Origin of the sequence: Aestuariibaculum sp. YM273, assembly GCF_030908365.1 — a bacterium.
Classification (GTDB): Bacteria; Bacteroidota; Bacteroidia; order Flavobacteriales; family Flavobacteriaceae; genus Aestuariibaculum; species Aestuariibaculum marinum.
Map to the genome: position 1 here is coordinate 1,345,227 of NZ_CP133090.1, position 25,829 is coordinate 1,371,055.

Consider the following 25,829-nt stretch of genomic DNA (forward strand, 5'->3'; position numbering starts at 1 on the left):
TAGAGTCTTTATAATAATGTGTTAATTGTATCTTTGCAGCAAATTTTTCAAACATGACTAAAGATGTTCGTGTGCGTTTCGCACCAAGCCCAACTGGCCCACTTCACATAGGTGGAGTTCGTACTGCTTTATTTAACTATTTATTTGCCAAAAAACACAACGGTACTTTTATTTTAAGAATTGAAGACACCGATCAAAACCGTTATGTTGAAGGCGCAGAAAAATATATTATCGACGCTTTAAACTGGTGTGGTATCCCGTTTGATGAAGGGGTTGATAAAAACGAAAAATTTGGACCTTACAGACAAAGTGAACGCAAGCATTTATACAAGCAATATGCTGAAGAATTAATTGCTAAAGGCAAAGCCTACTATGCTTTTGATACTGCCGAATCTTTAGATGTGCATAGAAAGGACCATGAGGAAAAAGGAAAAACCTTTATCTACAACTGGCATAACAGACTAAAATTAAGCAACTCTTTATCGCTTAGTGCGGAAGAGGTGAAAGCGAAATTAGATGCTGGCGAGGACTACGTGATTCGTTTTAAAATGCATGAAACGGAAAATGGAGCACATGGAACAATTTCAACTACAGATATAATAAGAGGACATGTTTCATTTAAAACAGAAGTTTTAGATGATAAGGTATTATTTAAAAGCGATGGGATGCCAACCTACCATCTGGCAAATATTGTGGACGACCATTTAATGGAAATCTCACACGTTATACGTGGTGAAGAATGGTTACCATCTTTACCTCTTCACATAGCTTTATATCAAGCTTTCGGCTGGACTATACCAGAATTTGCACACTTACCATTAATTTTAAAACCTACCGGAAAAGGAAAATTAAGTAAGCGTGATGGTGATAAATTAGGGTTTCCTGTATTTCCATTAGAATGGACCGATCCTAAAACCAACGAAGTATCTCGTGGTTATAAAGAAGATGGCTATTTCGCAGAATCCGTGGTGAACTTTTTAGCTTTCTTAGGATGGAACCCAGGTACGGAACAAGAAATTTTTAGTTTAGATGCATTAATTGAAGCCTTCGATTTAGAACGCGTAAATAAAGCGGGAGCACGTTTCGATCCGGATAAAATAAAATGGTTTAATCACCATTACATGCAAGAGCAATTTAATGAAGACTTAGCTCAAGCTTTTAAAGCACAACGTTCGGAGTTAGCCGATATTGATGTGAATTATATTGCCATGGTTATTGACTTAGTAAAAGAACGAGCAACCTTTGTAAGCGACTTTTGGAACCTAAGCCACTACTTCTTTACAGCTCCAACAGAATACGACGCAAAAGCCTCTAAAAAAGCTTTTAAAGACGGTACTAAAGATATTTTAACCCAAGTGATATCAATTATTGAAGCTAATGAAGATTTCACAGCAGAAGCGCTTCAAAAAGAGATTAAAGGCTGGATTACATCTAACGAGATTGGTTTCGGACAAGTAATGATGCCTTTACGTTTAGCTTTAGTAGGCGCGTTACAAGGACCTGATGTTTTCGATATTATTTATATGATTGGAAAAGCAGAAACTATTAAACGTATTCAAAACGTTATCTCCACACTGTAAGAACATATTTATTATCAAACAAAAAAGCCATCTTCTATTGAGGATGGCTTTTATATTTTATAAATATCAATGTTTAGAAAGACACATTCAACCCTAAAACCAACATAGTTTGGTTGCCTTTAAATGTTGACTTCCCTCCTTCAGTATTCAAATCTTTAGAATTTAATCGCTTCAAAATATTGGTAGCCCCATAAATATATTGGGCACGTAATTTCACATACTTATAACCTGCTGTTATACCTGCAACACCGTTTAAATTAAAGTTTGAAATACTTCCTATTTGTGAAGCTTGCAAATTGATATAATTATTTACGTAATAACTTTCGTAGTCTTTGTTCTTCATTTCCAAATCACTGTTGTATTGAAACATCGGTCCTAAATCAATCGTCACATCTGGCGTACCTAATTTAATATGCCCCAACAAAGCAATTTGAGCGGCAAATAATTTATAATTTACATAGTTTTCTTCCGCAACAGTTTGAATTTCCCGAGCAGAAATCCCAATTTTACTTTCAGAAAGCTGCATCCCAAAACTTACATTATACCAACGGTGTGGAATATCGACCGTAGCCCACATACCTCCAAGAAACCCCCATTCCTTACTGGTGGTAAAATTGTCTGTCGTGATATCTAACTGAGTCATTCCACCAAAAATAGAAAACCCATTAGTAATGCGATAATTTCGATGTTGAGAAAAACTTTTTGTAACAAAACATAGCATAAATGCTACTAATAGTAAAGATTGCTTAAAATTCATTGGTTAGTGGTTTGTAACCAAATATAACATATAATTTTAGTATCTTAATTTATTCTAACTCATTAAATAACACATTATGTCATTCTCATTGCCCATTATTCTGTTTTTAGGAATTGTCGTTTTGATATTTTCCTTCTTTACCGTGAAACAACAAACAGCGGCTATAATTGAACGCTTTGGTAAATTTCAAAGCATTCGACACTCCGGTTTACAATTAAAAATTCCATTAATTGATACCGTTGCGGGACGCTTAAGTTTAAAAATTCAACAATTAGATGTTCTTGTTGAAACCAAAACCTTAGACGACGTTTTTGTCCGTTTAAAAGTATCGGTACAATACAAAGTCATTAAAGATAAAGTGTATGATGCCTTTTATAAACTCGATTATCCGCATGACCAGATTACCAGTTATGTTTTTGATGTTGTTCGTGCCGAAGTCCCTAAAATGAAACTCGATGACGTCTTCGTAAAAAAAGATGATATCGCATTAGCTGTAAAAGCCGAATTAAACGACGCGATGCTGGATTACGGTTTCGATATTATTAAAACTTTAGTGACCGATATCGATCCAGACCCACAGGTAAAAGCTGCCATGAACCGTATTAATGCTGCCGACCGCGAAAAAACAGCCGCGCAATACGAAGGGGATGCACAACGTATTTTAATAGTTGAAAAAGCAAAAGCCGAAGCAGAAAGTAAGCGTTTACAAGGACAAGGTATTGCCGATCAGCGTCGTGAAATAGCCCGTGGTTTAGAAGAATCGGTAGACGTTTTAAATCGCGTTGGTATTAACAGTCAGGAGGCTTCTGCCTTAATTGTAGTCACTCAGCATTACGATACCTTACAGGCTATTGGTGGCGAAACCAACAGCAACCTGATATTACTTCCAAACTCACCACAAGCCGGTAGTAACATGCTTAACGATATGGTAGCAAGTTTTACGGCCAGTAACCAGATTGGTGAAGCTATGAAAGAAAGCAAAAAGAAAAAAGATTCGTAAACTCAACATAATTCTCTAAAACAAAAAAAGCATTTCAAAATTGAAATGCTTTTTTTATCCTAATTAACTAAAAAATTATAACGCTGTTAATGCTCTCTATTCATTCGCAGCGACAATACTAACCTCTTTCTCTTTATTTGGCTTATAGTTTTTATAAGCCGGCCCCATTAAGTTAGCCTTTTTATTTTCAACCACAACTTGAGTGTAAGATGCCTCTTCAGACTTCTTCCATACTTTGCGGTTTTTATATTCTGGTCCTTTTAAATCTGTTTTTGTATTTGAAGTAAAAACAGGTTTAGCTTCTGTTTTGTGTTTCCAAGGCTTGTAATTCTTATATGCAGGTCCTTTTAGATCGCTTCTATCTTGTGAAAATGCACTAAATGAAACAAACACGAATGCTAGGATAAATAATAAATTTTTCATGATATATAAAATTTAATGTTCGCTACAAAGTTACAGGCAAACTCAAGGTTTTACATATATGAGAAATCACGTAATTTATATCCGTATAAATACGGATACGTTCACTTTATATTAAATTTAAAAGGGTGGCTTTTTTTATTAATTCGGCAGTGTTTTTTACTTCCAGTTTCTTTAAAACATTAGCTCTGTGGGTTTCAATAGTACGGCTACTTACAAATAATTGAGCTGCAATTTCCTTAGTGGTGAGCCCTTCTGCAATGAGTCCTAATACTTCCTTTTCTTTTTTAGAAAGAATATTTTCACTCACATTTTGTACCGACATGAAATTAATCATCTTCTCTGTAATAGCAGGACTGAAATACTTTTTCCCCTGATGGACAATACGAATAACTTTAATCAGTTCTTCCTGGTCTGTATTCTTTAATAAATAACCATAAGCGCCACTTTTAGCACACTTTGCAATATAATTACCATCGTTATGCATAGAAATGATTATAGGCTTTACTTTGGTATTTAAATCCTTTATTTCCTTTAAAACCTGAAAACCATCCATATTAGGCATAGTAATGTCTAACAAGACGATATCTATATCATCATCTTCATTAATAGCTTCAATAAATTCCTTTCCATCAGCTACACTTTTAACCACAGAAACATCGTCGTATTTCTTCAATAATTCTATTAAACCATTTCTAAATAGTTCGTGATCGTCGGCTATAATAAGTTTAATTTGTGTCATGATTAATGGGTAATTCTATTTCAAACGTTGTTCGGCCTGCTTTGGAATTTATATCAATTTCTCCATTACAAATCTCAACACGCTCTTTAATATTAATAATTCCTGAACCTAATTTTACGGTATTTAAATCGAAACCAATACCATCATCAAAATAAAAAAAGGAGATGAAATTTTCGAATTCCGATAAGGTTAACCTAATGTGTTTTGCTTGTGCGTGTTTTAAGGAATTATTGATGAGTTCCTGCCCAATTCGAAAAATATTGATGGCCTGATTTTTTGTTATTTTACTTTGTTCCGGACTGGTTAAATCTTCAAATTCTATATCGATATCTGAAAATTGTTTTACACTATCAACAAAATTAGATAATGCCGCTCCAACCCCAAAATCGTCTATAGTGGATGGCATTAACGCATTAGACATCGATCGGATTTCGGTAATTGTCGTATCTAAAAGCTGTTTCATTTCAGTACGTTTCTTTTTACTTTCAATACGGTTTTCAATGTAAAATTTTAAGGAGGTTAACAAAGGGCCTATTCCATCATGTAACTCACGAGACAAACGCTGCCTTTCGTTTTCTAAACCATCAACCAGCAAACGCTTGGTATTAATACGGTTCTTATTTTCGTTATTTCTGAATTCAATAAGCTTATCGCGCATTTTCAATAAACTTTTTCCTAATAAATCATTATCACCTTTTGGAACATATTCTGAGTTGAGATTCATCTCCCCCATTTCGTTGGAAAACTTAACAGCCCCCTGAAGCGATTTTTTAAGATTATCTAAGGCATCAAACATTTCCTTAATTTCGTTTGAATTCTTACTAAAAGTATTGGTTTTATTATAATCGCCGGCAGCCATAATTTTAAGGCTCTTCTGCATGTTTATAATGGGTCTGGTAATAATTTTAGTCAAAAACAAAGATAAAATAACAGCGATAAGCATAGTAATTACAATCAAACCTGTAAGCCTAACTTTTAACTTTTTTAGAGGTGCATTTACTTCGCTAGTATCAATTTCTGAAAGTATAGCCAGATGAAGATTAGAAATTTCAATAGGGCTGAACAAACTGTACACATCAACCCCACGATAATCTTGTATAATCGCCCGACCCTCGTTTCCAGAAAGGGCATTTATCACTCCTTTGGTTTCTACCTTTATCGTAGTTGGCCGTTTATCGGGATAAAAACGCGATGGCGATCGCATATAAAAATCCTCTCCCACCAAATACGATTCACCGGTATTTCCCATTCCTGTACGCTCCAATAAAATGGATTTAATTTTATTGTAATCTATAATCTTAAAAACAGGACTACCATCCTTATTAAGAATTAACCCAATAGACGTTTTACCTGATGTGCTATAGGACGTTAAATCGTAGATTCCAGATTTAAAATGCATCCCTTTTGGTAAAACAACATCAGAAGTATCGTTAGGGATATAACTTTCTACTTCATTATTAAAGAGCAACCATTCGTCGTTAATCAATTTTTCAATCTGAACCTTCTTAAGGGTTTTTATGGAATTTAACTGCAATAAAATTCTATCATCTAAAACCTTTGAAAACTGATGATAAAAAGTAATAGATAAGACCAGAACCACTAAAAAAATTAAGCTATTCATAATAACTAATATCAGGGTTCTAATACTCATTCTAACGTTTTGTGGAATTAAAATCTAAAAATAGGAAAGCTTATTTACCTACGAAAGTTAATCCTTTAAAAAGACAATAAAAGGACATAAACCATTCCGCATGTTTTACTGAAGAAAAAACATGTTGCTTTTAAACAAAGTAACTATTACAAGTATAGAGGATAAAATAGTGTTATGAGGCTGCAATAATACCTTTTTCAAGCTTGTAATTATGTAATATACTTTTGAGGGTTTCTAAATAATTTTGCATCGAATCGGTATCCATCTGCGCTCCCATATGACTTGAAAGTGTCACTGGGTTTTCATCAAGATGCTGATATAATTCCGGATAATCGGTTTCAATATAACGGATAAGATGCGAAATTTTTGAAAGTGTTTTGGTTAAAGGTTTCATGACTTCTAAATTAAAAATAAACTATAGCTATATAGTTATTAATTTTAAACCATTTAACAAAGCATTTTAACACTACCTGAACGGATGTCTGGGCTGCCAGTCCTGCTTAGTAGGGTTCATTAAACCAAAAATCTCTTTTAAAAGTGCATTTAAAACATAATTAGTATGCTTTAAATACATGACCATAGGTTTAGCTTCTGCTCCTACCGAACTCTTAATTTCCATGGCCGTTCTGGCGTAAACAATATTCTTAAAATTATTATTGATGCCGTATTCCGCCATGTCGTAAAGCATATTTAAATACAATTGATTAGGGTATTGATGTTTGCAATCATAACCCAGAAAATAGGTTTCTAAATCGTTACCATTTAGTATTAACGTATAAAACCCAACCAACTCGTTATTTAAAAAATACCCATACACTTTAAATCGTTCTTTAAGCTGAAGTTTTAATTGGTAAAAATGATTTTGAGAAAGAATGAACGTATTGAATTTGGCATTATCTGAAACATTTAAATACAGTGCATAAAGTTGATTTTGATTATTTTCAATAGCATCAAGATTTAATTCCTGACTTATAATACCGTTAAACTTTTTTCTGGCACGTTTATAACGTGTTCTATACTTTTTATTTAACTCTGAAATATAATCCTGAAAGTTAGTCCAACCAGACTTTACTTCCATAATCATATTTGGTTGTACAGCGACTTGATATAACCCATGTGATTTAAAAAAATCAACTTCAGAATGCATCGTATCCTTTAAAAAGTAATCCTTAAAAACCACCGCTCGAATGGTTTTATTTTCGTCTTGTTTAATTTGTTTTTCTATATCGTTTAAAGCCTCAAAAATTAATTTTAAATATTCTGTTTGATCGATATTCTCTTTTTTAAACAACATACCGTGTTGCCCGGTGTGCATCAAATTTCCAACCACAAGAATATTCCCTTTTAAAATCCTTGATACTTGATCCTTTAAAAAGTCTTTCACACAAGATACCTGCGCATTTCGAAACATATCTTTTAAATACAACTGAACCCGTTGTATTATCGCTATACCAACTAAGTTGTCGGCTTTAAAAATACCTATATAATAACACTTAATATTTTCTGGAGCAGAAGCTTCTAAAGCTTGTAGATAATCCGACTGAAGAAAAACATCCTGTTTGACTAAACCATCCCAAGAATCGGGTAAATCGGAAACTGTATTATAGATGTGATACATATAGCTTAAGGCAAAAAAAAGACTGAAGATTAAATCGCTTCAGTCTTTAAATATCTATAAAAATTACAACATTATTGCCATGCACAGATAATTCCGCCCATTAAACCTAAAGTTACAATCCAATACCCAGCGTTAATTAAAATGTATTTTCCACTTTTGCGTTCAAAAAGCGCATTGGTACCAAGAATAGGAAGTGCTATAAAAATACCCGCTATAACACCATGCAGCACACCATGTTTAAATGTTCTGAACGCAGTTCCATAATCATCCATAAAAGCGTGAAATGACGGTAAGGCATTTTCAACATCGCCACCAACCATACTTATGGCTCCCGTTTGGTGAATGGTTAAAATCTGGAGTGCAAAAGCTAAAAAGAATGCAAACAACAAGGCTAATCCAAAGATTTTACCCATGTTAGCGCCTTTCATTTTGTCTTCGGTCATCTCTGCAGCCTGCATCCAGGCTGTTCCAAATACTTTTGGGTTATACCAAACAGCACCGACAACCAAAGCTGAAATTGCGGCAACAATAATTGCTAATAAATTAAATTCCATAATTATTTTAGTTACAGTTAGATACTTTAAATATAGCTAAAATAATTATGGAATCTACAAGTTATAATCGAATAGCAAAAGACCGATTATAGGGTCTGTGCCTCTGCTACTAGAATATCGTTTTTATCTTCCAAGGCTTTATCAATGAATTCCTGAACATCTGTATTCTTTTCTAAACCTTCTTCTAATAACACACCTAAAGCAAGGGCAACAGCAATTCGCGTTCCTACTTTTTTAACAGCCGTATTAAATAAGGGTTGAAGCTCTTCGTAACTTATTTCTTTAGCTAATTCTAAAATTTCAGTCTTTACCTTTTGTTGTTTAGCCTCAGGTAAATTGGTATATTTTTTACCTAATTGCTGAATCACATCAATCGCCTTTTTCTTAGGAGGTTGATTTTTTTGTTGTGCCTTCTGTGTAGTGTTTTGTGTATTTACAGGTTTTTGCTTAGCCCAGGTATCGCGTAAACCAACGGTTTTATTAAAAATTAGTTTATCTGAAGTTGCATCGTTATCGACATTAAAATACCCTAAACGTTGAAACTGGAATCGATCACCTATTTGAGCTTCCACTAAACTTGGTTCTACGTAAGCTTCGATAATTTTTAATGAATCTGGATTTAAAAAGTCCATGAAATCTTTATCCTGATGACTATCCGGAGCTTCGTCCATAAACAAGCGGTCGTACTCACGAACTTCAGCTTTTACTGCATGCTTAATCGATACCCAGTGCAGTGTTCCTTTTACCTTTTTAGAAGTGTCTTCGGAATATGTACAGTGAATTTCAGTTACCTCACCATTAGCATCTTTCACCACATCGTTCGCCTGAATGATATATGCATTTTTAAGACGCACTTCGCCACCTAATTTTAAACGGAAAAACTTATTACCAGCTTCTTCTTTAAAATCGTCTTTCTCAATATAAATTTCTCTTGAAAACGGTACTTTTCTTGAACCAGCCGTTTCATCTTCGGGATTGTTTTCAGCATCCAACCACTCTTCTTTCCCTTGAGGGTAGTTTGTAATTACCACTTTTACCGGATCTAAAACTGCCATAACACGAGGCGCTGTTTTATTTAAATCTTCACGAATACAGAATTCTAAAAGCGATACATCAATCACATTATCACGCTTGGCTACACCAACAGTTTCCACAAACTTTCTAAGCGCAGCAGGCGTATAACCACGACGACGTAAACCTGAAATAGTTGGCATACGCGGATCGTCCCAACCAACAACGACCTTTTCGTTTACCAATTGTAATAACTTACGTTTACTCATAATAGTATAACTTAAGTTTAAACGGGCAAACTCACGTTGTTTTGGTAATAACGGATATTCTGTTTTACTATAATCGTACACCTGATCTTTAAACCAGTTGTATAATTCACGGTGTGGTTTAAATTCTAATGAACATAAGGAGTGTGATACTTGTTCTAAATAATCACTTTCTCCATGTGTCCAGTCGTACATTGGGTAAATACACCAATCGTCACCAGTACGGTGGTGGTGTTTCTTTAAAATACGATACATAATAGGATCACGCATCAACATATTAGGATGCTGCATATCTATTTTAGCACGTAATATATGTTCGCCTTCTTCAAACTCACCCGCTTTCATACGTTCGAATAAATCAAGATTTTCTTCTACGGTACGGTTTCTATAAGGACCATCGATACCTGGTTGCGTAGGTGTTCCTTTTTGTTCAGCCATCGCTTCACTACTTTGCGAATCCACATAGGCTTTACCATCTTTAATTAACTGAACGGCCCAATCGTATAACTGCTGAAAATAATCTGAAGAATACAATTCCTTATCCCATTTGTAACCTAACCAAGCTACATCTTCTTTAATCGCATCAACATACTCCTGCTCTTCTTTAGCTGGGTTAGTATCGTCGAAACGAAGGTTTACAGGTGCATTATATTTTTCACCTAAACCAAAACTAATACCAATAGCTTTAGTATGACCAATGTGCAAATACCCATTTGGTTCTGGTGGAAAACGAAATCTTAAGTTTTCTTTTGGCATGCCATTAGCCAAATCCTCTTCTATAATTTGCTCTAAAAAATTGAGCGATTTTCTTTCTTCAGACATACGTGAAATTTATTTCAACTAAATAAGGCTCAAAATTACATAAAAACAAGTTATTATAGATGAATATACTTGTAGAAGCGTAACAAAATTTAAGGAAACGTTACTAATCATTTAAATCTTGGAAAACACCTTATAACAATGAAAAATACTAACTACATTTGCCCTAAATGTGCTAATACCACTTTTGAAGTTGGTGAAATACGTGCAACCGGCGGCACTTTATCGAAAATTTTTGATGTTCAAAACAAAAAATTTACCTCGGTAACCTGTTCCAATTGCACCTATACCGAATTCTATAAAGCCAGTACTAGCGCGTTGAGTAACATTTTTGATTTATTCACTTAAACTATGGGCATTATTAAAGTTGAAAATATTCGTGTATTTGCTTACCACGGATGTTTAAAAGAAGAAACTAAAATTGGTAGCGATTACCGTGTAGATTTAGAGGTTAAAGCCGACTTACAACCTTCGGCTAAATCTGATCATTTAAAAGATACGGTAGATTACGTGTTACTAAACCGAATTATAAAAGAAGAAATGGCTGTGCCTTCGCATTTATTAGAAACGGTAGCGCGTCGTATTTTAGATCGTATTTTTAACGAAGATCAACTGGTTAGAAAAGCCACAGTTTGGGTAAGTAAATTAAACCCGCCTATTGGTGGCGATGTGGAGAAAGTAACCATTAAAATGATGGACAGACGTAAAGATTATAAAGGTTAAACCAATAAGACGTTAATTAATAACTGATTTTTCATTCCGAGAAATCAGCTAAAGTCTATAAATCTCGATTATCGCGGAAAAATTAATTTTAAGTTATTGTAAAGTCTTATTTTTTTTTACATTTGCAACCGCTTAACGGCAGTTGACATATTTTTTGTAGATTTACTACATAAAATTAATTGCCCCTAAAATTAATGGTGTCGTGGCCGAGGGGCTTAGGCACAGGTCTGCAAAACCTGCTACAGCGGTTCGAATCCGCTCGACACCTCAAAAAACCTTCAAGAGTTCTTGAAGGTTTTTTTATGCCTTTATTTTAAGCTGTAAGAAAAATGTGTAAATTAGGTTTCGTAAAAGCGATTACTTATTAACAGATTGACTGAAGTATAAAATGAAAAAACTTAAAAAAATAGATAGTATTAAGTTTTTAAATGAAACTTTCGTAGGTATTACTTTTGAAAACACTGTGTATTACAATTGTACTTTCTTTAATTGTAACTTTAAAAGTGTTACATGGAAGAACTGTCAATTTAAGAACACCTATATTCTTGGTAATTCGAATTTAGAAAACTGTAAATTTATTAGTTGTAAATTCTTAGGGCAGAATACTAACATGGGCGGACCAACTAAATATTTGGATTGTGAATTCACTAATATTTTATTTAAAAATAATCAGTTTTGGAATACAAATTTTGAAAATTGTAGTTTCACAGGAAAAGCAGAAAACATTGTATTCTATGGTCCTTATTCACCAAATGGTTGGGAAACAGTATTTAAAAATGTGGATCTTTCCGAGATGGACTTAAAATTAGTCGATTTTAGATGTGAAATTGATTTAGAAACAACAAAATTACCTACACACAAAAAAATATAAACTTTACCATTTTCACTTAAAACTTTATAAAACTCATCAAACGAACAACCTTAACCCTACCTATTCACAGGATTAATCTGTTCTAACTTTTCTTTAATAAGTTCCTTTTCTTTTGGGAAGAACCCTTGGGTAAGTAATAATACGCCAAATCCTAAAATCACTAGCGCTATAATTTTTTTGGTTTTAAAAATTAAGCGCGGGGTTAAATGATGACGTAATTTTTTTGCCACCGCAATTTTTATTAAATCGATTAAAAAGTACACAATTAAAATCGTTGATAAGAAGATAATGACACCATCTTCAGAAGTGGTTAGAGAATTTCCTAAAACAATAAACGCCACCCACCCCAAAAGCACGCCAATATTTATAAAATTAAGAAGGAAGCCTTTTAAAAATAATTTTCCGTAGCCCTTTTTAATTTCCACTTTATGGTATTCGCGAACAATGTCTCTAAACGATTTAGAGGTTTTTACAAATGAAATAATTCCATAAGCCACCAATAATACACCACCAAAAATTAAAAAATTAGGATCGTCTTTAATTTTATCGAGTAATTTACTGGTACTAAAAAAAGCTACCAGGATAAAAATAACATCGGCAAGCATCACACCACAATCAAAAATCAAGGCACTTTTAAAACCTTTGGTTATACTGGTTTCCAGAAGTACAAAAAATACCGGACCTATTGTAAATGCCAATACAATACCAAAAGGAATAGCCGCTAAAATATCATCAAACATAATCGAGCGAGAGTTTCAATACAAAGTAAAGGAATATTTTAAAAACATATTATTAGAAGAACTATAAAAGACCGCCTCAATGTTAGATTTTAGCATAAAAAAACCGGTAACATAATTACCGGTTTATCATCTATATTGAAAATAAGATTGTTAATTCATTCGATGTACTTTCCCTCCAATAACAGTGGTTTCATTAATAGTTGTTGGTTTTCCATAAACATAAACATTTCCACCAGCACGGACTGTAGCATCGACCTGATCTGATGCTCTTACATAAGCTTCACCCCCTGCGTTAACCGTTACATCGGTATATTTTGTTTCCAAATTGGTGGCTTTACAAATACCACCAGTTCTAAGTGCAATGGTTTGCTCTTTTGCCGTTCCTTTAGTTTCAACAATTCCACCGGTAACCGCTTTTATATTTATTACTGAAACATTAACCGGTACATTAATAATTCCACCTTCCTGAGCTCGTAAATTCACTTCAAATTGTTTTATCTCGTCTTCACTTTCTACTTTAGAACCTTCATTAACATCAATGATATCAAACGAGGTGTAATATAAAACCACTTCGGTAGCATCACCATCAAAGATTTTTTCGAATTCCATTTTAATTTTAAGCACGCCGTTTTTATTACTCAACACCACGTTGTTTTTATTCTTTCCTGAAACCACCGCTTTATTCTCGTTAGACTTTACCAGTTTCACCTGAATTAAATCGTAAACTTTTAATTCGTTAAATTCTTCAAGATTTGTTTCTACTGGATCTTGTGCATAAATTATAGTTGTTATAAATAGAACACATATTTTAACTAAGGTTTTCATTTCTTAACTTTTTTTGATTTGAATGTAAAATTATCAATAATTATACCGTTGTAAATTTGCTTTTGGATTTTTTTAAGAGATAATAATTAAGAAATGTTTTTAGAAAATAAATTTAAAAACGTTCTCGATACAATTTTCTAATTCATCGAAAATCACTCGAACTGACGGGTTAAAAAAATAACGTCATTACGAATGAAACGTAGTGAAATGAAGTAATCTTAAATAAGGAACTCCTAGTAAAAAGATTACTTCGTCATACTTCCTCGTAATGACGTTAAATTAATATTTTAAATATACTATCCTTCGTATTTCCCAATCAGGTTAAAGTCGAGATGTTTTTTAACCAAATCGGTATTTTTAACTTTTACTACAACTTCGTCTCCTAACTGATACATGTTTTTTGTCGATCGACCAATCATGGCATATAAATCCTGATCGAACGCATAATGGTCGTCGTTCATATCGCGAACACTTACCATTCCTTCACATTTATTATCGATAATTTCGACATAAATTCCCCAGTCGGTTACGCCTGAAATCACACCAACAAACTGTTCGTCTTTATGATCTTCCATAAAACGAATTTGCATGTACTTGATAGAATCACGTTCGGCTTTAGTGGCTAAATTTTCCATATCGCTGGAATGTTTACATTTATCTTCGTAAGCTTCTTCATTTGCCGATTTTCCACCATCGAGATAATGTTGTAATAAACGATGCGCCATCACATCTGGGTAACGACGAATTGGCGAGGTAAAATGACTGTAATAATCGAACGCTAATCCGTAATGACCAATATTGTGCGTGGTATATTCAGCTTTACTCATACTTCGAATCGCTAAAGTATCTACAAGATTTTGTTCTTTCTTACCAACTACTTCGGTTAATAAATTGTTTAAAGATGCCGATGTGGTTTTTCGGTCTTTAAAATTCAGTTTATAACCAAACTTAGAAACGATGCCTTGTAAATTAGCCAGCTTACTTACATCTGGTTCATCATGTACACGATATACAAATGTTTTTTTCGGTGATTGTTTTCCAATAAATTCAGACACTTTTCTATTAGCTAATAACATAAATTCTTCAATCAATTTATTAGCATCCTTACTGGTTTTGAAAAATACACCAATTGGATTTGCTTGTTCATCTAAATTAAATTTCACTTCAACTTTGTCAAATGAAATCGCTCCAGACTTCATGCGCTTGTTTCGCATTTTTTTCGCCAGCTCATCCATTTTTAAAATAGCATCGGCAATTTTTTGATCGGCTTGATACGCTTCACCAGTTAAAGAAACCTCTTGCGGAATTTCGTTTGTTTTCGATTCGATAATCGATTGTGCTTCTTCGTAAGCAAAACGCGCATCGCTATACGTTACGGTTCTACCAAACCATTCATTTTTAATTTCGCATTTATCGTTCATTTGAAAAACAGCAGAAAAGGTATACTTCTCTTCATGCGGGCGTAATGAACAAGCATTATTAGATAAAACTTCTGGTAACATAGGCACCACACGATCTACTAAATACACCGAAGTAGCACGCTCGTAAGCTTCATCATCTAAAACCGTTCCTTCTTTCACATAGTGCGATACATCTGCAATATGTATTCCAATCTCATATAAGCCATCTTTTATCACGGTGAAGGATAAGGCATCATCAAAATCTTTGGCGTCCTTAGGATCGATGGTAAACGTTAAATCGTTACGCATGTCTCGACGTTTCGAAATTTCTTCAGCAGTAATCGAAGTATCTAAATTATTAGCAAACTTTTCAACCTCGTATGGAAATTCAAACGGTAAACCATATTCGGCAAGGATGGCATGAATTTCTGTATTGTGTTCTCCTGGCTTTCCTAAAACCTCAATCACTTTCCCGTAAGGTGAATCGGCTTTCTCTGGCCAGTCTTCTAAACGAACTAAAACTTTATCACCATCTTCAGCTTTATTAACCTTGTTAATCGGGATAAAAATATCTTTATACATTTTATTGCTGTCGGCAATAACGAACGCATACTTCTCATGAAGCTGTATAACGCCCACGTATTCGTTTTTCTCTCGTTTTATGATATTAACTATCTCCCCTTCCATTTTACCGCGTTTACGGCGCTTATAAACGTAAAATTCAACTTCGTCTCCATTCAGGGCTTTGTTGATATTATTTGAGGCGATAAAAACATCGTCATCGAAGTCGTCGCAAATTACATATCCGGTACCTTTACCAGACAGATCTAAAATACCTGTGTGGTATTCGGTGTTAATAACAGCTTTAAATTTTCCGCGATCAACTTCTTCAATTTCATTCTTTCCTTGTAGGTCGCGTAATTTTTTTATGATTTGATTTCTGCTGCTCGCATCATTCACTCCTAACTTAGCAGCAATCTGTTTATAGTTAAAAGCCTGGTTTCTTTCTTTTTTTAAAATACTAAGAATTGTATTTGATAGGTTGGAAATGCCATTTCTTGATTTCCTTTTTTTCTTTTTACTCATGTAATTTCTGTGATCATTTTCATTTCCTAAGATAGAGGAAAATCTGTTATAAAAATAGCTTATGATAAAAGCGGAAGTGACAACTATTTCTTTTTCAAAGTTACAATTAAAAATTGAAACAAGGTTTAGAGAATGTTAATTATCAAAAAGCACCTGTTATAAACCATCTAAAAACTTCTAATAACTAAAATATCAAACGTCTTTTTAAATACCGACCTTTAGACTTAGGTTCTTTGAAATTATGAATAGGCCATAACCATCAAATTAAAAATTAAAGCAAGAAATGAAAAACAGAGTTATTCACAATAGATATAATTATCATTTATCTTCTTGAAAAATTTAAAAAAAAATACTTGTTATTATAGTCTGTTAATATCTAGAATAACTTTTTTAGAGATGATTAGGAATATTCGTTCTTTACAAGCTATTAGATGGTTGTTAACAGATATAATCATTGTAAATGCTTAATATTTAATTGATTTAATAGGTCTATTAACAGCTGTTGATAACCAATGCTAACAGCTATTTTTTGATATTTAATTTTAATATCTCTGTTTATATCCGTTATTTTTGTGTCTAATAATTTTGCTAAAAAAAGTGGAGTTATTTTTTGGTGATGTGCTTGCGGTTTTTGTTTGGAAAAAAAATTGAAAGAACAATGATTTTTTTTTGAGTTAGTATTAACACCTATTAACAAGTTGTTAATATACTAATTGACAACTCTTGTAAGTCATTTTTAGTTAGTACTTTTGCAGTATATTTTACTTTAATACACAAACAATGAATATTTCTATAGGAAACGATCACGCTGGAACCGATTATAAATTTGCTATTGTAAAGCATTTAGAATCAAAAGGCTATACTATAAAAAACTATGGTACAGATAGTAATGATAGTGTAGATTACGCCGATTTTGTTCACCCGGTAGCTACCGATGTTGAAAATAAAGATGCCGATTTTGGAATTTTAATATGTGGTAGTGCCAATGGTGTAGCTATGACTGCTAATAAACACCAAAAAATACGTGCCGGTTTATGTTGGAATAAAGAGATTGTACATTTAATTCGTAGTCATAATAATGCCAACATATTATGTATACCAGCCAGATTTACAGCGATTCAGCAAGCTGTTGAAATGGTCGATGTTTTTTTAAGTACTGAATTTGAAGGAGGCAGACACCAAACTCGTATAGATAAAATTCCTGTATCTTGTTAAATGTCACACCAGCACTCGCATAACCACGCGCATGCGCACAACGATTTAAAGGGCCGTAATCTTTTAATATCTATAATATTAAATATTGTTATTACGGCCTCTCAAATTATTGGTGGTTTAGTGTCTGGTAGTTTAGCATTACTTAGTGATGCACTTCATAATTTTAGTGATGTTCTTTCATTAATAGTTAGTTACGTTGCTAATAAACTTTCCAAAAAGCAAGCTTCTATTCACAGAACCTTCGGATATAAACGGGCTGAAATTCTTGCTGCTTTTATAAATGCTTCTACTTTAATAATTGTTGCTATTCTTTTAATTATTGAAGCTATTAAACGTTTTCAACACCCTGAAGAAATCAAAACCGGACTAGTAATTTGGTTATCGTTAATTGCTATTATCGCTAACGGAGCCAGTGTGTTACTCTTAAAAAAGGATAGTGAATCTAACATGAATATGCGTAGTGCTTATTTACACTTATTAACAGACATGTTAGCAAGTGTTGCGGTACTAATTGGTGGCTTGTTAATGAAGTATTACCAGATTTTCTGGGTAGATAGTGCTTTAACTTTAGCGATTGCCATATATCTTATTTATATGGGGTATGATTTATTAAAATCGTCTACTAAAGTGTTGATGCTCTTTACTCCAGATCATGTGCCTATTCAAAAAATTGTAGATGAGATTTCTGCATTCGATGCCATTAAGAATGTACACCATGTGCATGTGTGGCAGCTTAACGAAGATGAAGTTCATTTAGAGGCTCACATCGATTTTCAAGAGGATATTACCCTGTCGCAGTTCGATGAAGTTTTGCACAATATAGAAGATTTAGTGTTAATAAGGTATCATATCAATCATGTTAATATTCAGCCAGAATTCAGAAAATCAGACGATAAGCATGTTATTGTGCAAGATTAAAAAATTTAGTATCTTGTTAATAAGTGTAGAGGTTAATTATTAATATCTGAAATATGCTGCAAATACAAGTCAAAGCTTTTGATGAATTATCAGTTCATGAGTTATACAATGTTTTACAATTACGCTCTGAAGTTTTTGTGGTTGAACAGGATTGTGTGTATCAGGATGTAGATGGGAAGGACCAAAAAGCACTTCATATTTTAGGGTTTAAAAATGGAAAAATAGTTGCCTATTCACGTATTTTTAAGCCTGGCGATTACTTTGAATTTTCGAGTATCGGGCGTGTAGTTGTACATTTAAATGAACGTGATTTTAAGTATGGATACGATATTATGAAGGCGGCAATTTCAGCCATCAAAACACATTTTAATGAAACTACTATTCGACTTTCAGCACAAGTTTATCTCAAGAATTTTTATAAAAATTTAGGTTTTGTAGAAGTAGGAGAAAGCTATCTGGAAGATGATATTCCTCATATTGCGATGGTAAAAGAGTAACTTGATTATTCTAAAATTTTAGGTTTTTAACAACATAAATTAATAGTACAGTAAGAGCACCACTCACAGCTATAGCGGTAGTCCAATAATACATTTTAGAACCCCATTGTTTCCAAAGCGGTTTACCGTATAGTTTTTTTACATAGCCATTGGTTAATTTCCAGTATAAAAAAGTGATTAAAACAAAGGCTAAGATGGTTATTAATACTGTTAAAAACGTATCCATTTATATGAAGTTTTAGCTTATTATACTATTTACTTTCTTCTCGTCTGTTTGGTCTGTCATCAATATAATTAATCACTATTTCTACGCGACGATCGTATTTTGGGTCGCCACCTAAAGGAAATTTTCGACGCATACCTAAGTAACGCATACGCTTTTTACTCACCCCTTTTTTTGCAAAATAATCATATACGTATTTGGCTCTGGCTACCGATAAATTACGTTGTTTTGTTTTACGATCGATAGCATCTCTGCTAAACTGTGTACAGCATACATGACCTTCAATAGTAAAGTAAATATCTTCACGATCTACCAAGACATTCGCAATATCGTTAAGTATTTTTTTTGACTCAGGATTAATCACACTATACCCTGTTTTAAATAAAATATTTTCAAAGCGAATTTTATCCCCAACCTTTACTTCTCCTTTTAAAATTTCTGCAGTTTCTAAAGGTGTTTCTTCAATAGGAATTTCAATTTTTTTCTCTTCTTTTTTTGGAAGAATAGGTGGTTTCGGATTTATTATTATTTCCACTTTTCGGTTTAATCCTCTAATTTTTGCAACGTTGGTTTCGTTTACAATTTTTAGTAAAACCTCACCTTTTCCGTCTACGTTGGTGATGACATTTTCACTAATTTCATGATTGGAAAGAATACCTTTAATCGCTTCAGCGCGTTGTTTTGAAAGTTTTAAATTATAACTATCGGCGCCGACATCATCACAAAAACCAAAGATGGCAATAGACTCAATATCGATGTCTGCTAACCCGGAAATGAAAAGTAATAACCTGTTTTCTTCGGTTGGAATCACTTCATATTTATCTGTTTCAAAATAAACTTCGTGAGTAATATTATTTTGAGCATAGGTAAGGTTCCCTAAAAATATGAGTATAAAGGTTACTAGTTTATTCATAATCTGCGGCAAAAGACAGGATTATAAATATACTATTTTAAATGAATTTTTTTTAAAATTCCCTAAGAACTAATGTAAATAATCGTTGTAAGTTGAAGGATTACTAAGAATTTCGGTTGCCTTCTTAATTTTCGTATCGTGTGTTTTATAATAATCGTACAAGCCTTCACGGTATACATAACGTTTAACAATCTCCTCAGTTAATAACTCTAATAAATAATCTTTATTAGCGTCGATAATACTGGTTTTAGACTTATTTAAATTGGTAAGAAGGGTTTTGTAATCTTTTTCTATATTATCGTTTAATTCTTCCTTTGTAGCGGTTTCGAAGGCTTTATTTAAAGCTTTTTCGGTTTCGGTTTCGAATGAGAAATTATTAGCCTTTAAATAGCTTTTAAAATCGTTAAAATCGGTATCTGTTAATTTAAGATTATCGACGTTATCTAATTTATGATTGTAGTAGTAGTCTGTTGCATAATCAAACACCAAATCGTTGTTTACAATGGCGCTGGTAATTGCTGAATTGTTAGACGCATCGAAACTGGCATCTGGGAAAATACCACCGCCATCAAATACTTTTCTACCGTTTTTAGTTTTGTATTCGTTGTAGTTCTCTTGTTTTACTCTTACAGCTTCCCCTTTGTCGTTACGGTGCCAATAATCTAAGGCCTGAATACAACGACCAGAAGGCGTGTAATACCTTGAAATGGTAATCTTAACCTGAGTCCCGTAAATAAGCTCTTTAGGGCGTTGTACCAGTCCTTTTCCAAAACTTCTGGAACCAACAATAACCGCACGATCTAAATCCTGTAAAGATCCAGAAACAATCTCACTTGCCGAGGCACTGCCACCATCAATTAAAACCACTAAAGGAATTTCTGTATCGATAGGATTGCCTTGTGTGTAATAAGTTTTATTATACTTTTTAACCTTTGATTTTGTTGTAACCACCAACTGCCCTTTAGGTACAAATAGGTTGACAATTTTAATGGCTTCGTTTAATAATCCACCAGGATTTCCTCTTAAATCTAAAATGATTTTTTGAGCGCCTTGAGCTTTTAAATCACGTAAGGCATAATTTGTTTCGGCTGCTGCTTTATTATTAAAACGCGATAAAACAATGTATCCTGTTTTGTTATTGATTAACGAAAAATAAGGGACTGCTTTAATTTCTACTTCGGCGCGATTAATAGTAGCTGTATTGGTTTTTCCCTGGCGTTTATAAGTCACTTCAACAGAACTTCCGGTAACACCTCTTAACAGTTCTCCGGCATCTTCTTTATAATCTTCAATACGAATATTACCAACTTGAATAATTTCATCGCCCGCTTTTAAACCCGCTTTATCTGCTGGATAATCTTTATAGGGTTCAACAATTATTAACTTATCTTTTAAGGTTTTAACTTTAGCTCCAATACCCGTATAATCCCCGGTATTATTAATTCTGGCCGCTTCAACATCTTGCTCGTTCATGAAGTTGGTATACGGGTCTAAATCGGCTAACATACTTTTTATAGCTGTATCCATTAAGTCCCCTGGATTGGTTTCGTCAACATAATTCATGTTGAGTTCTTTAAACAAGGTGGTAAAGATTTCCAGCTGTTTTGCAATCTCAAAAAAATCATTTTGAAAGGCAGTTGTGGTAAAAAATAAACCACAAGCCAGTATCGGAATAATAATGCGTTTTTTAAGTACTTTTTTCATCATGAGACTTGTTTTCAGTTTCAGAAACCTTGTTTAAAAACTTCTTAAACAAGTGTTGCATTCTGTTTTCAATTTGGGATAAAGTAGGTTTGTCTTTGCCAATGTACAAAATCATAAACGCATATTGTGTAGAAATGTTGTTAAAAAATACACCCTTATTCAGGCGGTAAGCTTCTCTTAACAAACGTTTTATTCGGTTACGATCTACAGCGGTTTTAAACTGACGTTTACTTACAGAAACTCCTGTTTTAGCAATAATATCTTCATTAAAAGCTGTAGGCATATACACTAAACGTAAAGGATAAGCTGAAACAGATTGACCTTCGCTAAAGAGCTGATCAATCAGCTTTTTACTTTTTAGTTTTTCGTTTTTATTGTAAGTAAATTTCAAGATGTGTCATTTAATTTTTCAAAGGTACGGAAATAAAAAAATCAGGTCTTCATTATAGTGTAAATAGTATTTTAATACTACTGATATTAGTCATTTTTAAATCCTCGAATTATAGCTAAATTAAGCCTTAAACTAAGCTGATTGAATAGTCATGGGAGATTTGAATGTTACACAAATAAAGACCAAAAAAGATCAGTCAAATTATATTCATCATTTGCTAAATGATATTAAGGCTTTAGATATAATGATTGAAGAAGGTATGATTGAAGCCCAGCCACAACGTATTGGCGCAGAACAGGAGGTTTTTTTGGTTAATGATCAGTTTTTACCTGAAAATAAATCTCTGGAGTTTTTAAAAAAAATCAATCATAAAAATTTTACTACTGAAATAAGTACCTATACGTTTGAGATTAATTTAGATGTCTTTGAACTTAAAGATAGTTGTTTTTCAGCCTTACATAAACAATTAGATCATTTATTAGAACAGGCTAAAAAAGTTGCAGCTACACAGCATATAAAACTTGTTCTCACCGGTATATTACCATCATTATCTATTAATAATGTAGGCGATAAAAGTATGACCGATACGAAGCGGTATTCGGTTTTAAATGAAATTGTAAAAAAGACGCGTAAACGCGGATTTAATGTGCACATAAAAGGTGTCGATGAATTAAACCTATTACATAATTCGGCCATGCTGGAAGGTTGTAACAACAGCTTTCAGTCGCATTTGCAAATTAAACCAAAAACTTTTGTAGACGATTATAATTGGGCGCAGGCCATTGCTGGTCCTATTTTAAGTATTTGTACAAATTCACCTTTACTTTTTGGTAAAGAATTATGGAGTGAAACCCGAATAGCGCTCTTTACCCAAAGTTTTGATATGCGTGTGAATTCGTATTTATTAAATGAAAAACAATCCAGAGTTAGCTTTGGTAATCAATGGCAAACGGGATCAATAACCGATATTTATAAAGACAATATTTCCAGATTCAGAGGTTTTTTAACAACAAATTTTACGAAAACAAGTGTAGAGCTTTTAAAAGAAGATAAAATCCCCAGACTAAGAGCTTTACATCTGCACAATGGTACGGTGTATCCATGGAATAGAGTGTGTTACGGTATAACCAATGGCAAACCAAATTTAAGAATAGAAAACAGATATATACCTTCAGGGCCAACTACAACCGACGAAATTGCAAATATGGTGTTCTGGGTTGGTGTTATGCTTGGTAAACCTGAAAAGTATAGTAATATTCATGAAAAATGGGATTTTAAAGATGTAAAAACCAATTTCTTTAATGCAGCCCGATATGGTATGGCAACTCAATTTTATTGGGATGGAAAATACGTTTCCAGCTTCGATCTTATTTTAAATGAATTATTACCTATGGCTTATAAAGGGTTACAAAACGCAGGAATATCTGCCGATGATTCGGAATATTACTTAAGAATTATAAAAAGCCGGGTGCATAGTAGAAATGCGTCAGAGTGGTTGGTTAGAAATTACAGGCACTTATTAAAATCACATAAGCGTTTTGAAGCCATGCAAATTCTTACGGCAAAAATGTATGAAAAACAGGAAGAAGGTATCCCTGTTCATCATTGGGAAATGTTAACCCCATCTTACGATACCACATACAAACACCATTGGATTGTTAAACACGTTATGAGTTCAGATATATTTTCGGTGAATAAAAATGATACTATCGAGCTTGTCATACAGGTAATGACCTGGAAAAATATTCATCACATGCCCGTCATAGATACCAATGAAGAACTTATTGGTTTGGTAAGCTGGAAAGATCTGGAATGTTATTTAAATGATGTAGAAAAACAGAAAAATAGCATATCTGATATTATGAAAACAGATATTAAAACTATTGAAGAATATGCAAGTGTATCGGAAGCAAAAAACATTATGAAGGAGTATAATATAAGTTGTCTTCCTGTTGTAAAATATAAAAAATTAGTGGGCTTATTAACCCTTAAAGATTTTTAAAAATGACTTCAGTTTATAACAAAGCGGTTAATTCAACAGTAAATATTAACAGAATAATAGGTACAATTCAAGGAGATTTACCAGGACCTACATTAGTAATTTTTGGAGGTATTCATGGGAATGAAACTTCTGGGATTTTTGCTTTAAAGAGCATCTTGGAATCTGTAAATAACACCAATGTTAAAGGAACTATTTATGCTATTTCAGGGAATTTAAAAGCCTTAGAACAACATCAGCGTTTTATTGATAAAGATTTAAATCGTTATTGGACTAAGGAGCATATAGAGGTTATAAAGCAAAGTAAAACCTTAAATACAGAAGAGAGCGAGCTTCAGGAGCTATTATATATTTTGGAAGATATTTTAAAAAGTAATGAGCCACCGTTTTATTTTATCGATTTACATACCACATCCAGTAAAACATTCCCTTTTATTACTCTAAGTGATGCATTAATAAATAGAAAATTTGCTAAACAATTCCCAGTTCCAATTGTATTAGGTATTGAGGAATATTTAAATGGCGCATTGCTGAGTTATATTAACGAATTAGGCTATGTATCTCTGGGTTTTGAGTCTGGCCAACATGATGCAATGGCTGCTATAAACAACCATATTGCATTTATAAATTTAGCACTTGTTTTTTCTGGTATTGTTTTGAAACAGGACTGCTTTAAATTTTCTGAGTATTACGAGCAACTGCAAAAGGCGGCTAATAATTCTGTAGGTTTTTTTGAAATCGTATATCTGTATAAAATTCAGGAGCAGGACACATTTAAAATGATTAATGGGTTTGAAAGCTTTCAGCCGATTGCCAAAGGAACTAAACTCGCCATCAATAATAACAAGGTTATTGAATCTCCTTACAAGGGTAGTATTTTTATGCCGCTTTATCAAAAAAAGGGCACCGATGGTTTTTTTATTATAAAACACATCGCACCCTTTTTCTTAAAGTTATCTACGGTTTTAAGACTTATAAAATTTGATAATTTACTGGTGGTATTACCCGGTATATCCTGGCTTAATAAAAACGAAGGTGTTTTACAGGTTAACCTTAAAATAGCCAGATTTTTTGCAAAATCGTTTTTCCATTTATTAGGATACAGAAGTAAACAATTTGATAAAACTCATTTAAGACTAAAAAACAGAGAACGCGTTGCTAAAACCGAGATTTACAAAAATGAATCTTGGTATTAGTATTGAGTTATTTAGTTCTCTTCATTCGGTTAACATAGTTTTTATACATTTTTCGCCAGTTACGACCATTATTGTTTAAAAACTGTTCGTTTTTAGTCTTATAGATTTCGAAAATAGCTGAAATCTGCTTCATGCTTTTAAAATCAATCGCCATTTCGCGAGCTTCTTTTAGGTTTTTAATGAGCTCAGCTTCTTCGTAAGGCTTTAGATAAGGAACGATTTCACGATAGGCTTTCATAGTGAAATCGACTTTTCCAATGGTATATTTATCTAGAATAAATTCTACCTGATCTTCAGTTAAATTATTATTTAAACCCGTCATTAAATCGGTATGAACACTATCTGGCATGGCTGAATCAGCAATAATAGAACGGTCTAAATCTGATAATTTTTCTCCGGTCCTTGGGTTTATTCCTGCCGGAACTTCTTCAAACGAATGACTGTTATGCCAGTTGCGAACGGCCGTTAAATGGGATGTAATTAATGAGGTAACTGTGGTTTCTTTCGATTCGTCATTTAAGTTTAATTCCTTAACCCAACCACTTGCTTTATCCCATAAACTTTCGGTTTGTGCAAAACCTGAAGTTGATGATAGAATAAGGGCAAGAATTAATGTTTTAAAGGTTTTTGTTTTAATTGAATTTAGCATGCTTTTAGGTTGAAAATTTTAAAAGTATAAAGGTACTTTAAATGTTATGCAATGTCAAAAT

General features: G+C 33.2%; 26 protein-coding genes and 1 tRNA gene. 11 read left to right on the top strand and 16 right to left on the bottom strand.

Annotated features, from left to right (window positions below):
- Positions 1–53: 53 nt before the first annotated feature.
- Positions 54–1,580 (top strand): glutamate--tRNA ligase, encoded by a 1,527-nt coding sequence (gltX, locus tag RBH94_RS05725; RefSeq protein WP_307882770.1) that lies wholly within the window; start codon positions 54–56, stop codon positions 1,578–1,580.
- A gap of 73 nt (positions 1,581–1,653) precedes the next feature.
- Here gltX and RBH94_RS05730 read toward each other — a convergent pair whose 3' ends face one another.
- Positions 1,654–2,337 carry a hypothetical protein gene (locus RBH94_RS05730; protein ID WP_307882771.1) on the bottom strand — a complete coding sequence of 228 codons (684 nt, stop codon included), beginning with the start codon at positions 2,335–2,337 and terminating at the stop codon, positions 1,654–1,656.
- Between the two features lie 76 nt (positions 2,338–2,413).
- Here RBH94_RS05730 and RBH94_RS05735 point away from each other — a divergent pair, with 76 nt between their 5' ends.
- Positions 2,414–3,337, top strand: a complete 924-nt coding sequence (locus RBH94_RS05735) for an SPFH domain-containing protein (RefSeq protein ID WP_307882772.1) — start codon at positions 2,414–2,416, stop codon at positions 3,335–3,337.
- A gap of 96 nt (positions 3,338–3,433) precedes the next feature.
- Here the strand turns inward: RBH94_RS05735 and RBH94_RS05740 are convergent, their stop codons facing one another.
- The 7 genes from RBH94_RS05740 to RBH94_RS05770 all read right to left on the bottom strand — a co-directional run bounded on the left by RBH94_RS05740 (position 3,434) and on the right by RBH94_RS05770 (position 10,421).
- Positions 3,434–3,760, bottom strand: coding sequence for a hypothetical protein (locus RBH94_RS05740; protein WP_188222640.1), 327 nt, complete (start codon positions 3,758–3,760; stop codon positions 3,434–3,436).
- 106 nt (positions 3,761–3,866) lie between these two features.
- Positions 3,867–4,499 carry a response regulator transcription factor gene (locus RBH94_RS05745; protein ID WP_307882773.1) on the bottom strand — a complete coding sequence of 211 codons (633 nt, stop codon included), beginning with the start codon at positions 4,497–4,499 and terminating at the stop codon, positions 3,867–3,869.
- On the bottom strand, positions 4,486–6,120 hold the full coding sequence (locus RBH94_RS05750; RefSeq protein WP_307882774.1) for a sensor histidine kinase: 1,635 nt from the start codon (positions 6,118–6,120) through the stop codon (positions 4,486–4,488). Before RBH94_RS05750 ends, RBH94_RS05745 begins: the two co-directional genes overlap by 14 nt.
- Positions 6,121–6,322: 202 nt before the next feature.
- Positions 6,323–6,544 (bottom strand): hypothetical protein, encoded by a 222-nt coding sequence (locus RBH94_RS05755; protein ID WP_307882775.1) that lies wholly within the window; start codon positions 6,542–6,544, stop codon positions 6,323–6,325.
- Positions 6,545–6,616: 72 nt separating this feature from the next.
- Positions 6,617–7,768 (bottom strand): GNAT family N-acetyltransferase, encoded by a 1,152-nt coding sequence (locus RBH94_RS05760; RefSeq protein ID WP_307882776.1) that lies wholly within the window; start codon positions 7,766–7,768, stop codon positions 6,617–6,619.
- A gap of 71 nt (positions 7,769–7,839) precedes the next feature.
- Positions 7,840–8,322 (bottom strand): DUF1761 domain-containing protein, encoded by a 483-nt coding sequence (locus RBH94_RS05765; protein ID WP_307882777.1) that lies wholly within the window; start codon positions 8,320–8,322, stop codon positions 7,840–7,842.
- Positions 8,323–8,408: 86 nt separating this feature from the next.
- Positions 8,409–10,421 carry a glutamine--tRNA ligase/YqeY domain fusion protein gene (locus tag RBH94_RS05770; protein ID WP_307882778.1) on the bottom strand — a complete coding sequence of 671 codons (2,013 nt, stop codon included), beginning with the start codon at positions 10,419–10,421 and terminating at the stop codon, positions 8,409–8,411.
- Positions 10,422–10,559: 138 nt separating this feature from the next.
- On the opposite strand from RBH94_RS05770, the gene RBH94_RS05775 reads away from it, so the two are divergent.
- The 4 genes from RBH94_RS05775 to RBH94_RS05790 all read left to right on the top strand — a co-directional run bounded on the left by RBH94_RS05775 (position 10,560) and on the right by RBH94_RS05790 (position 12,012).
- Positions 10,560–10,766: a zinc ribbon domain-containing protein gene (locus RBH94_RS05775; RefSeq protein ID WP_188222633.1), complete on the top strand. Its 207-nt coding sequence runs from the start codon at positions 10,560–10,562 to the stop codon at positions 10,764–10,766.
- Positions 10,767–10,769: 3 nt separating this feature from the next.
- Complete coding sequence (gene folB / locus RBH94_RS05780) at positions 10,770–11,141, top strand: dihydroneopterin aldolase (RefSeq protein ID WP_188222632.1); 372 nt, start codon at positions 10,770–10,772, stop codon at positions 11,139–11,141.
- A gap of 196 nt (positions 11,142–11,337) precedes the next feature.
- A tRNA-Cys gene (locus tag RBH94_RS05785) sits at positions 11,338–11,409 on the top strand.
- A 120-nt stretch (positions 11,410–11,529) separates the two neighbouring features.
- On the top strand, positions 11,530–12,012 hold the full coding sequence (locus tag RBH94_RS05790; RefSeq protein WP_307882779.1) for a pentapeptide repeat-containing protein: 483 nt from the start codon (positions 11,530–11,532) through the stop codon (positions 12,010–12,012).
- A 56-nt stretch (positions 12,013–12,068) separates the two neighbouring features.
- On the opposite strand, the gene RBH94_RS05795 is transcribed toward RBH94_RS05790, so the two are convergent.
- The 3 genes from RBH94_RS05795 to rnr form a co-directional block, all read right to left on the bottom strand.
- A complete protein-coding gene (locus tag RBH94_RS05795; protein WP_307882780.1) occupies positions 12,069–12,752 on the bottom strand; it encodes a LysE family translocator in 684 nt (227 codons plus the stop codon).
- 150 nt (positions 12,753–12,902) lie between these two features.
- A complete protein-coding gene (locus RBH94_RS05800; protein WP_307882781.1) occupies positions 12,903–13,577 on the bottom strand; it encodes a head GIN domain-containing protein in 675 nt (224 codons plus the stop codon).
- 296 nt (positions 13,578–13,873) lie between these two features.
- The gene (gene rnr / locus RBH94_RS05805; RefSeq protein WP_307882782.1) at positions 13,874–16,063 is read right to left on the bottom strand and encodes a ribonuclease R; all 2,190 of its coding nucleotides are present in this window, start codon (positions 16,061–16,063) and stop codon (positions 13,874–13,876) included.
- Positions 16,064–16,843: 780 nt separating this feature from the next.
- Between rnr and rpiB the strand changes: the two genes are divergently transcribed.
- The 3 genes from rpiB to RBH94_RS05820 are packed head-to-tail and all read left to right on the top strand — an operon-like array spanning position 16,844 to position 18,693.
- A complete protein-coding gene (gene rpiB, locus RBH94_RS05810) occupies positions 16,844–17,278 on the top strand; it encodes a ribose 5-phosphate isomerase B (protein ID WP_188222626.1) in 435 nt (144 codons plus the stop codon).
- Positions 17,279–18,196 (top strand): cation diffusion facilitator family transporter, encoded by a 918-nt coding sequence (locus tag RBH94_RS05815; RefSeq protein ID WP_307882783.1) that lies wholly within the window; start codon positions 17,279–17,281, stop codon positions 18,194–18,196.
- A gap of 53 nt (positions 18,197–18,249) precedes the next feature.
- A complete protein-coding gene (locus tag RBH94_RS05820) occupies positions 18,250–18,693 on the top strand; it encodes a GNAT family N-acetyltransferase (protein WP_307882784.1) in 444 nt (147 codons plus the stop codon).
- 10 nt (positions 18,694–18,703) lie between these two features.
- Here the strand turns inward: RBH94_RS05820 and RBH94_RS05825 are convergent, their stop codons facing one another.
- The 4 genes from RBH94_RS05825 to rnpA all read right to left on the bottom strand — a co-directional run bounded on the left by RBH94_RS05825 (position 18,704) and on the right by rnpA (position 21,924).
- Entirely contained in the window at positions 18,704–18,919 is a 216-nt protein-coding gene (locus RBH94_RS05825) for a hypothetical protein (protein WP_307882785.1), read from the bottom strand.
- A 25-nt stretch (positions 18,920–18,944) separates the two neighbouring features.
- On the bottom strand, positions 18,945–19,829 hold the full coding sequence (locus RBH94_RS05830) for an OmpA family protein (RefSeq protein WP_307882786.1): 885 nt from the start codon (positions 19,827–19,829) through the stop codon (positions 18,945–18,947).
- Between the two features lie 69 nt (positions 19,830–19,898).
- Entirely contained in the window at positions 19,899–21,533 is a 1,635-nt protein-coding gene (locus tag RBH94_RS05835) for a S41 family peptidase (RefSeq protein WP_307883143.1), read from the bottom strand.
- Positions 21,517–21,924, bottom strand: a complete 408-nt coding sequence (rnpA, locus tag RBH94_RS05840; RefSeq protein ID WP_188222621.1) for a ribonuclease P protein component — start codon at positions 21,922–21,924, stop codon at positions 21,517–21,519. The genes RBH94_RS05835 and rnpA overlap by 17 nt, the downstream gene beginning before the upstream one ends.
- Before the next feature lie 151 nt (positions 21,925–22,075).
- Here rnpA and RBH94_RS05845 point away from each other — a divergent pair, with 151 nt between their 5' ends.
- The gene (locus tag RBH94_RS05845; RefSeq protein ID WP_307882787.1) at positions 22,076–23,926 is read left to right on the top strand and encodes a CBS domain-containing protein; all 1,851 of its coding nucleotides are present in this window, start codon (positions 22,076–22,078) and stop codon (positions 23,924–23,926) included.
- Between the two features lie 2 nt (positions 23,927–23,928).
- Positions 23,929–25,119, top strand: a complete 1,191-nt coding sequence (locus RBH94_RS05850; RefSeq protein WP_307882788.1) for a succinylglutamate desuccinylase/aspartoacylase family protein — start codon at positions 23,929–23,931, stop codon at positions 25,117–25,119.
- Between the two features lie 7 nt (positions 25,120–25,126).
- On the opposite strand, the gene RBH94_RS05855 is transcribed toward RBH94_RS05850, so the two are convergent.
- Complete coding sequence (locus RBH94_RS05855) at positions 25,127–25,768, bottom strand: DUF3826 domain-containing protein (RefSeq protein ID WP_307882789.1); 642 nt, start codon at positions 25,766–25,768, stop codon at positions 25,127–25,129.
- Between the last annotated feature and the right edge of the window lie 61 nt (positions 25,769–25,829).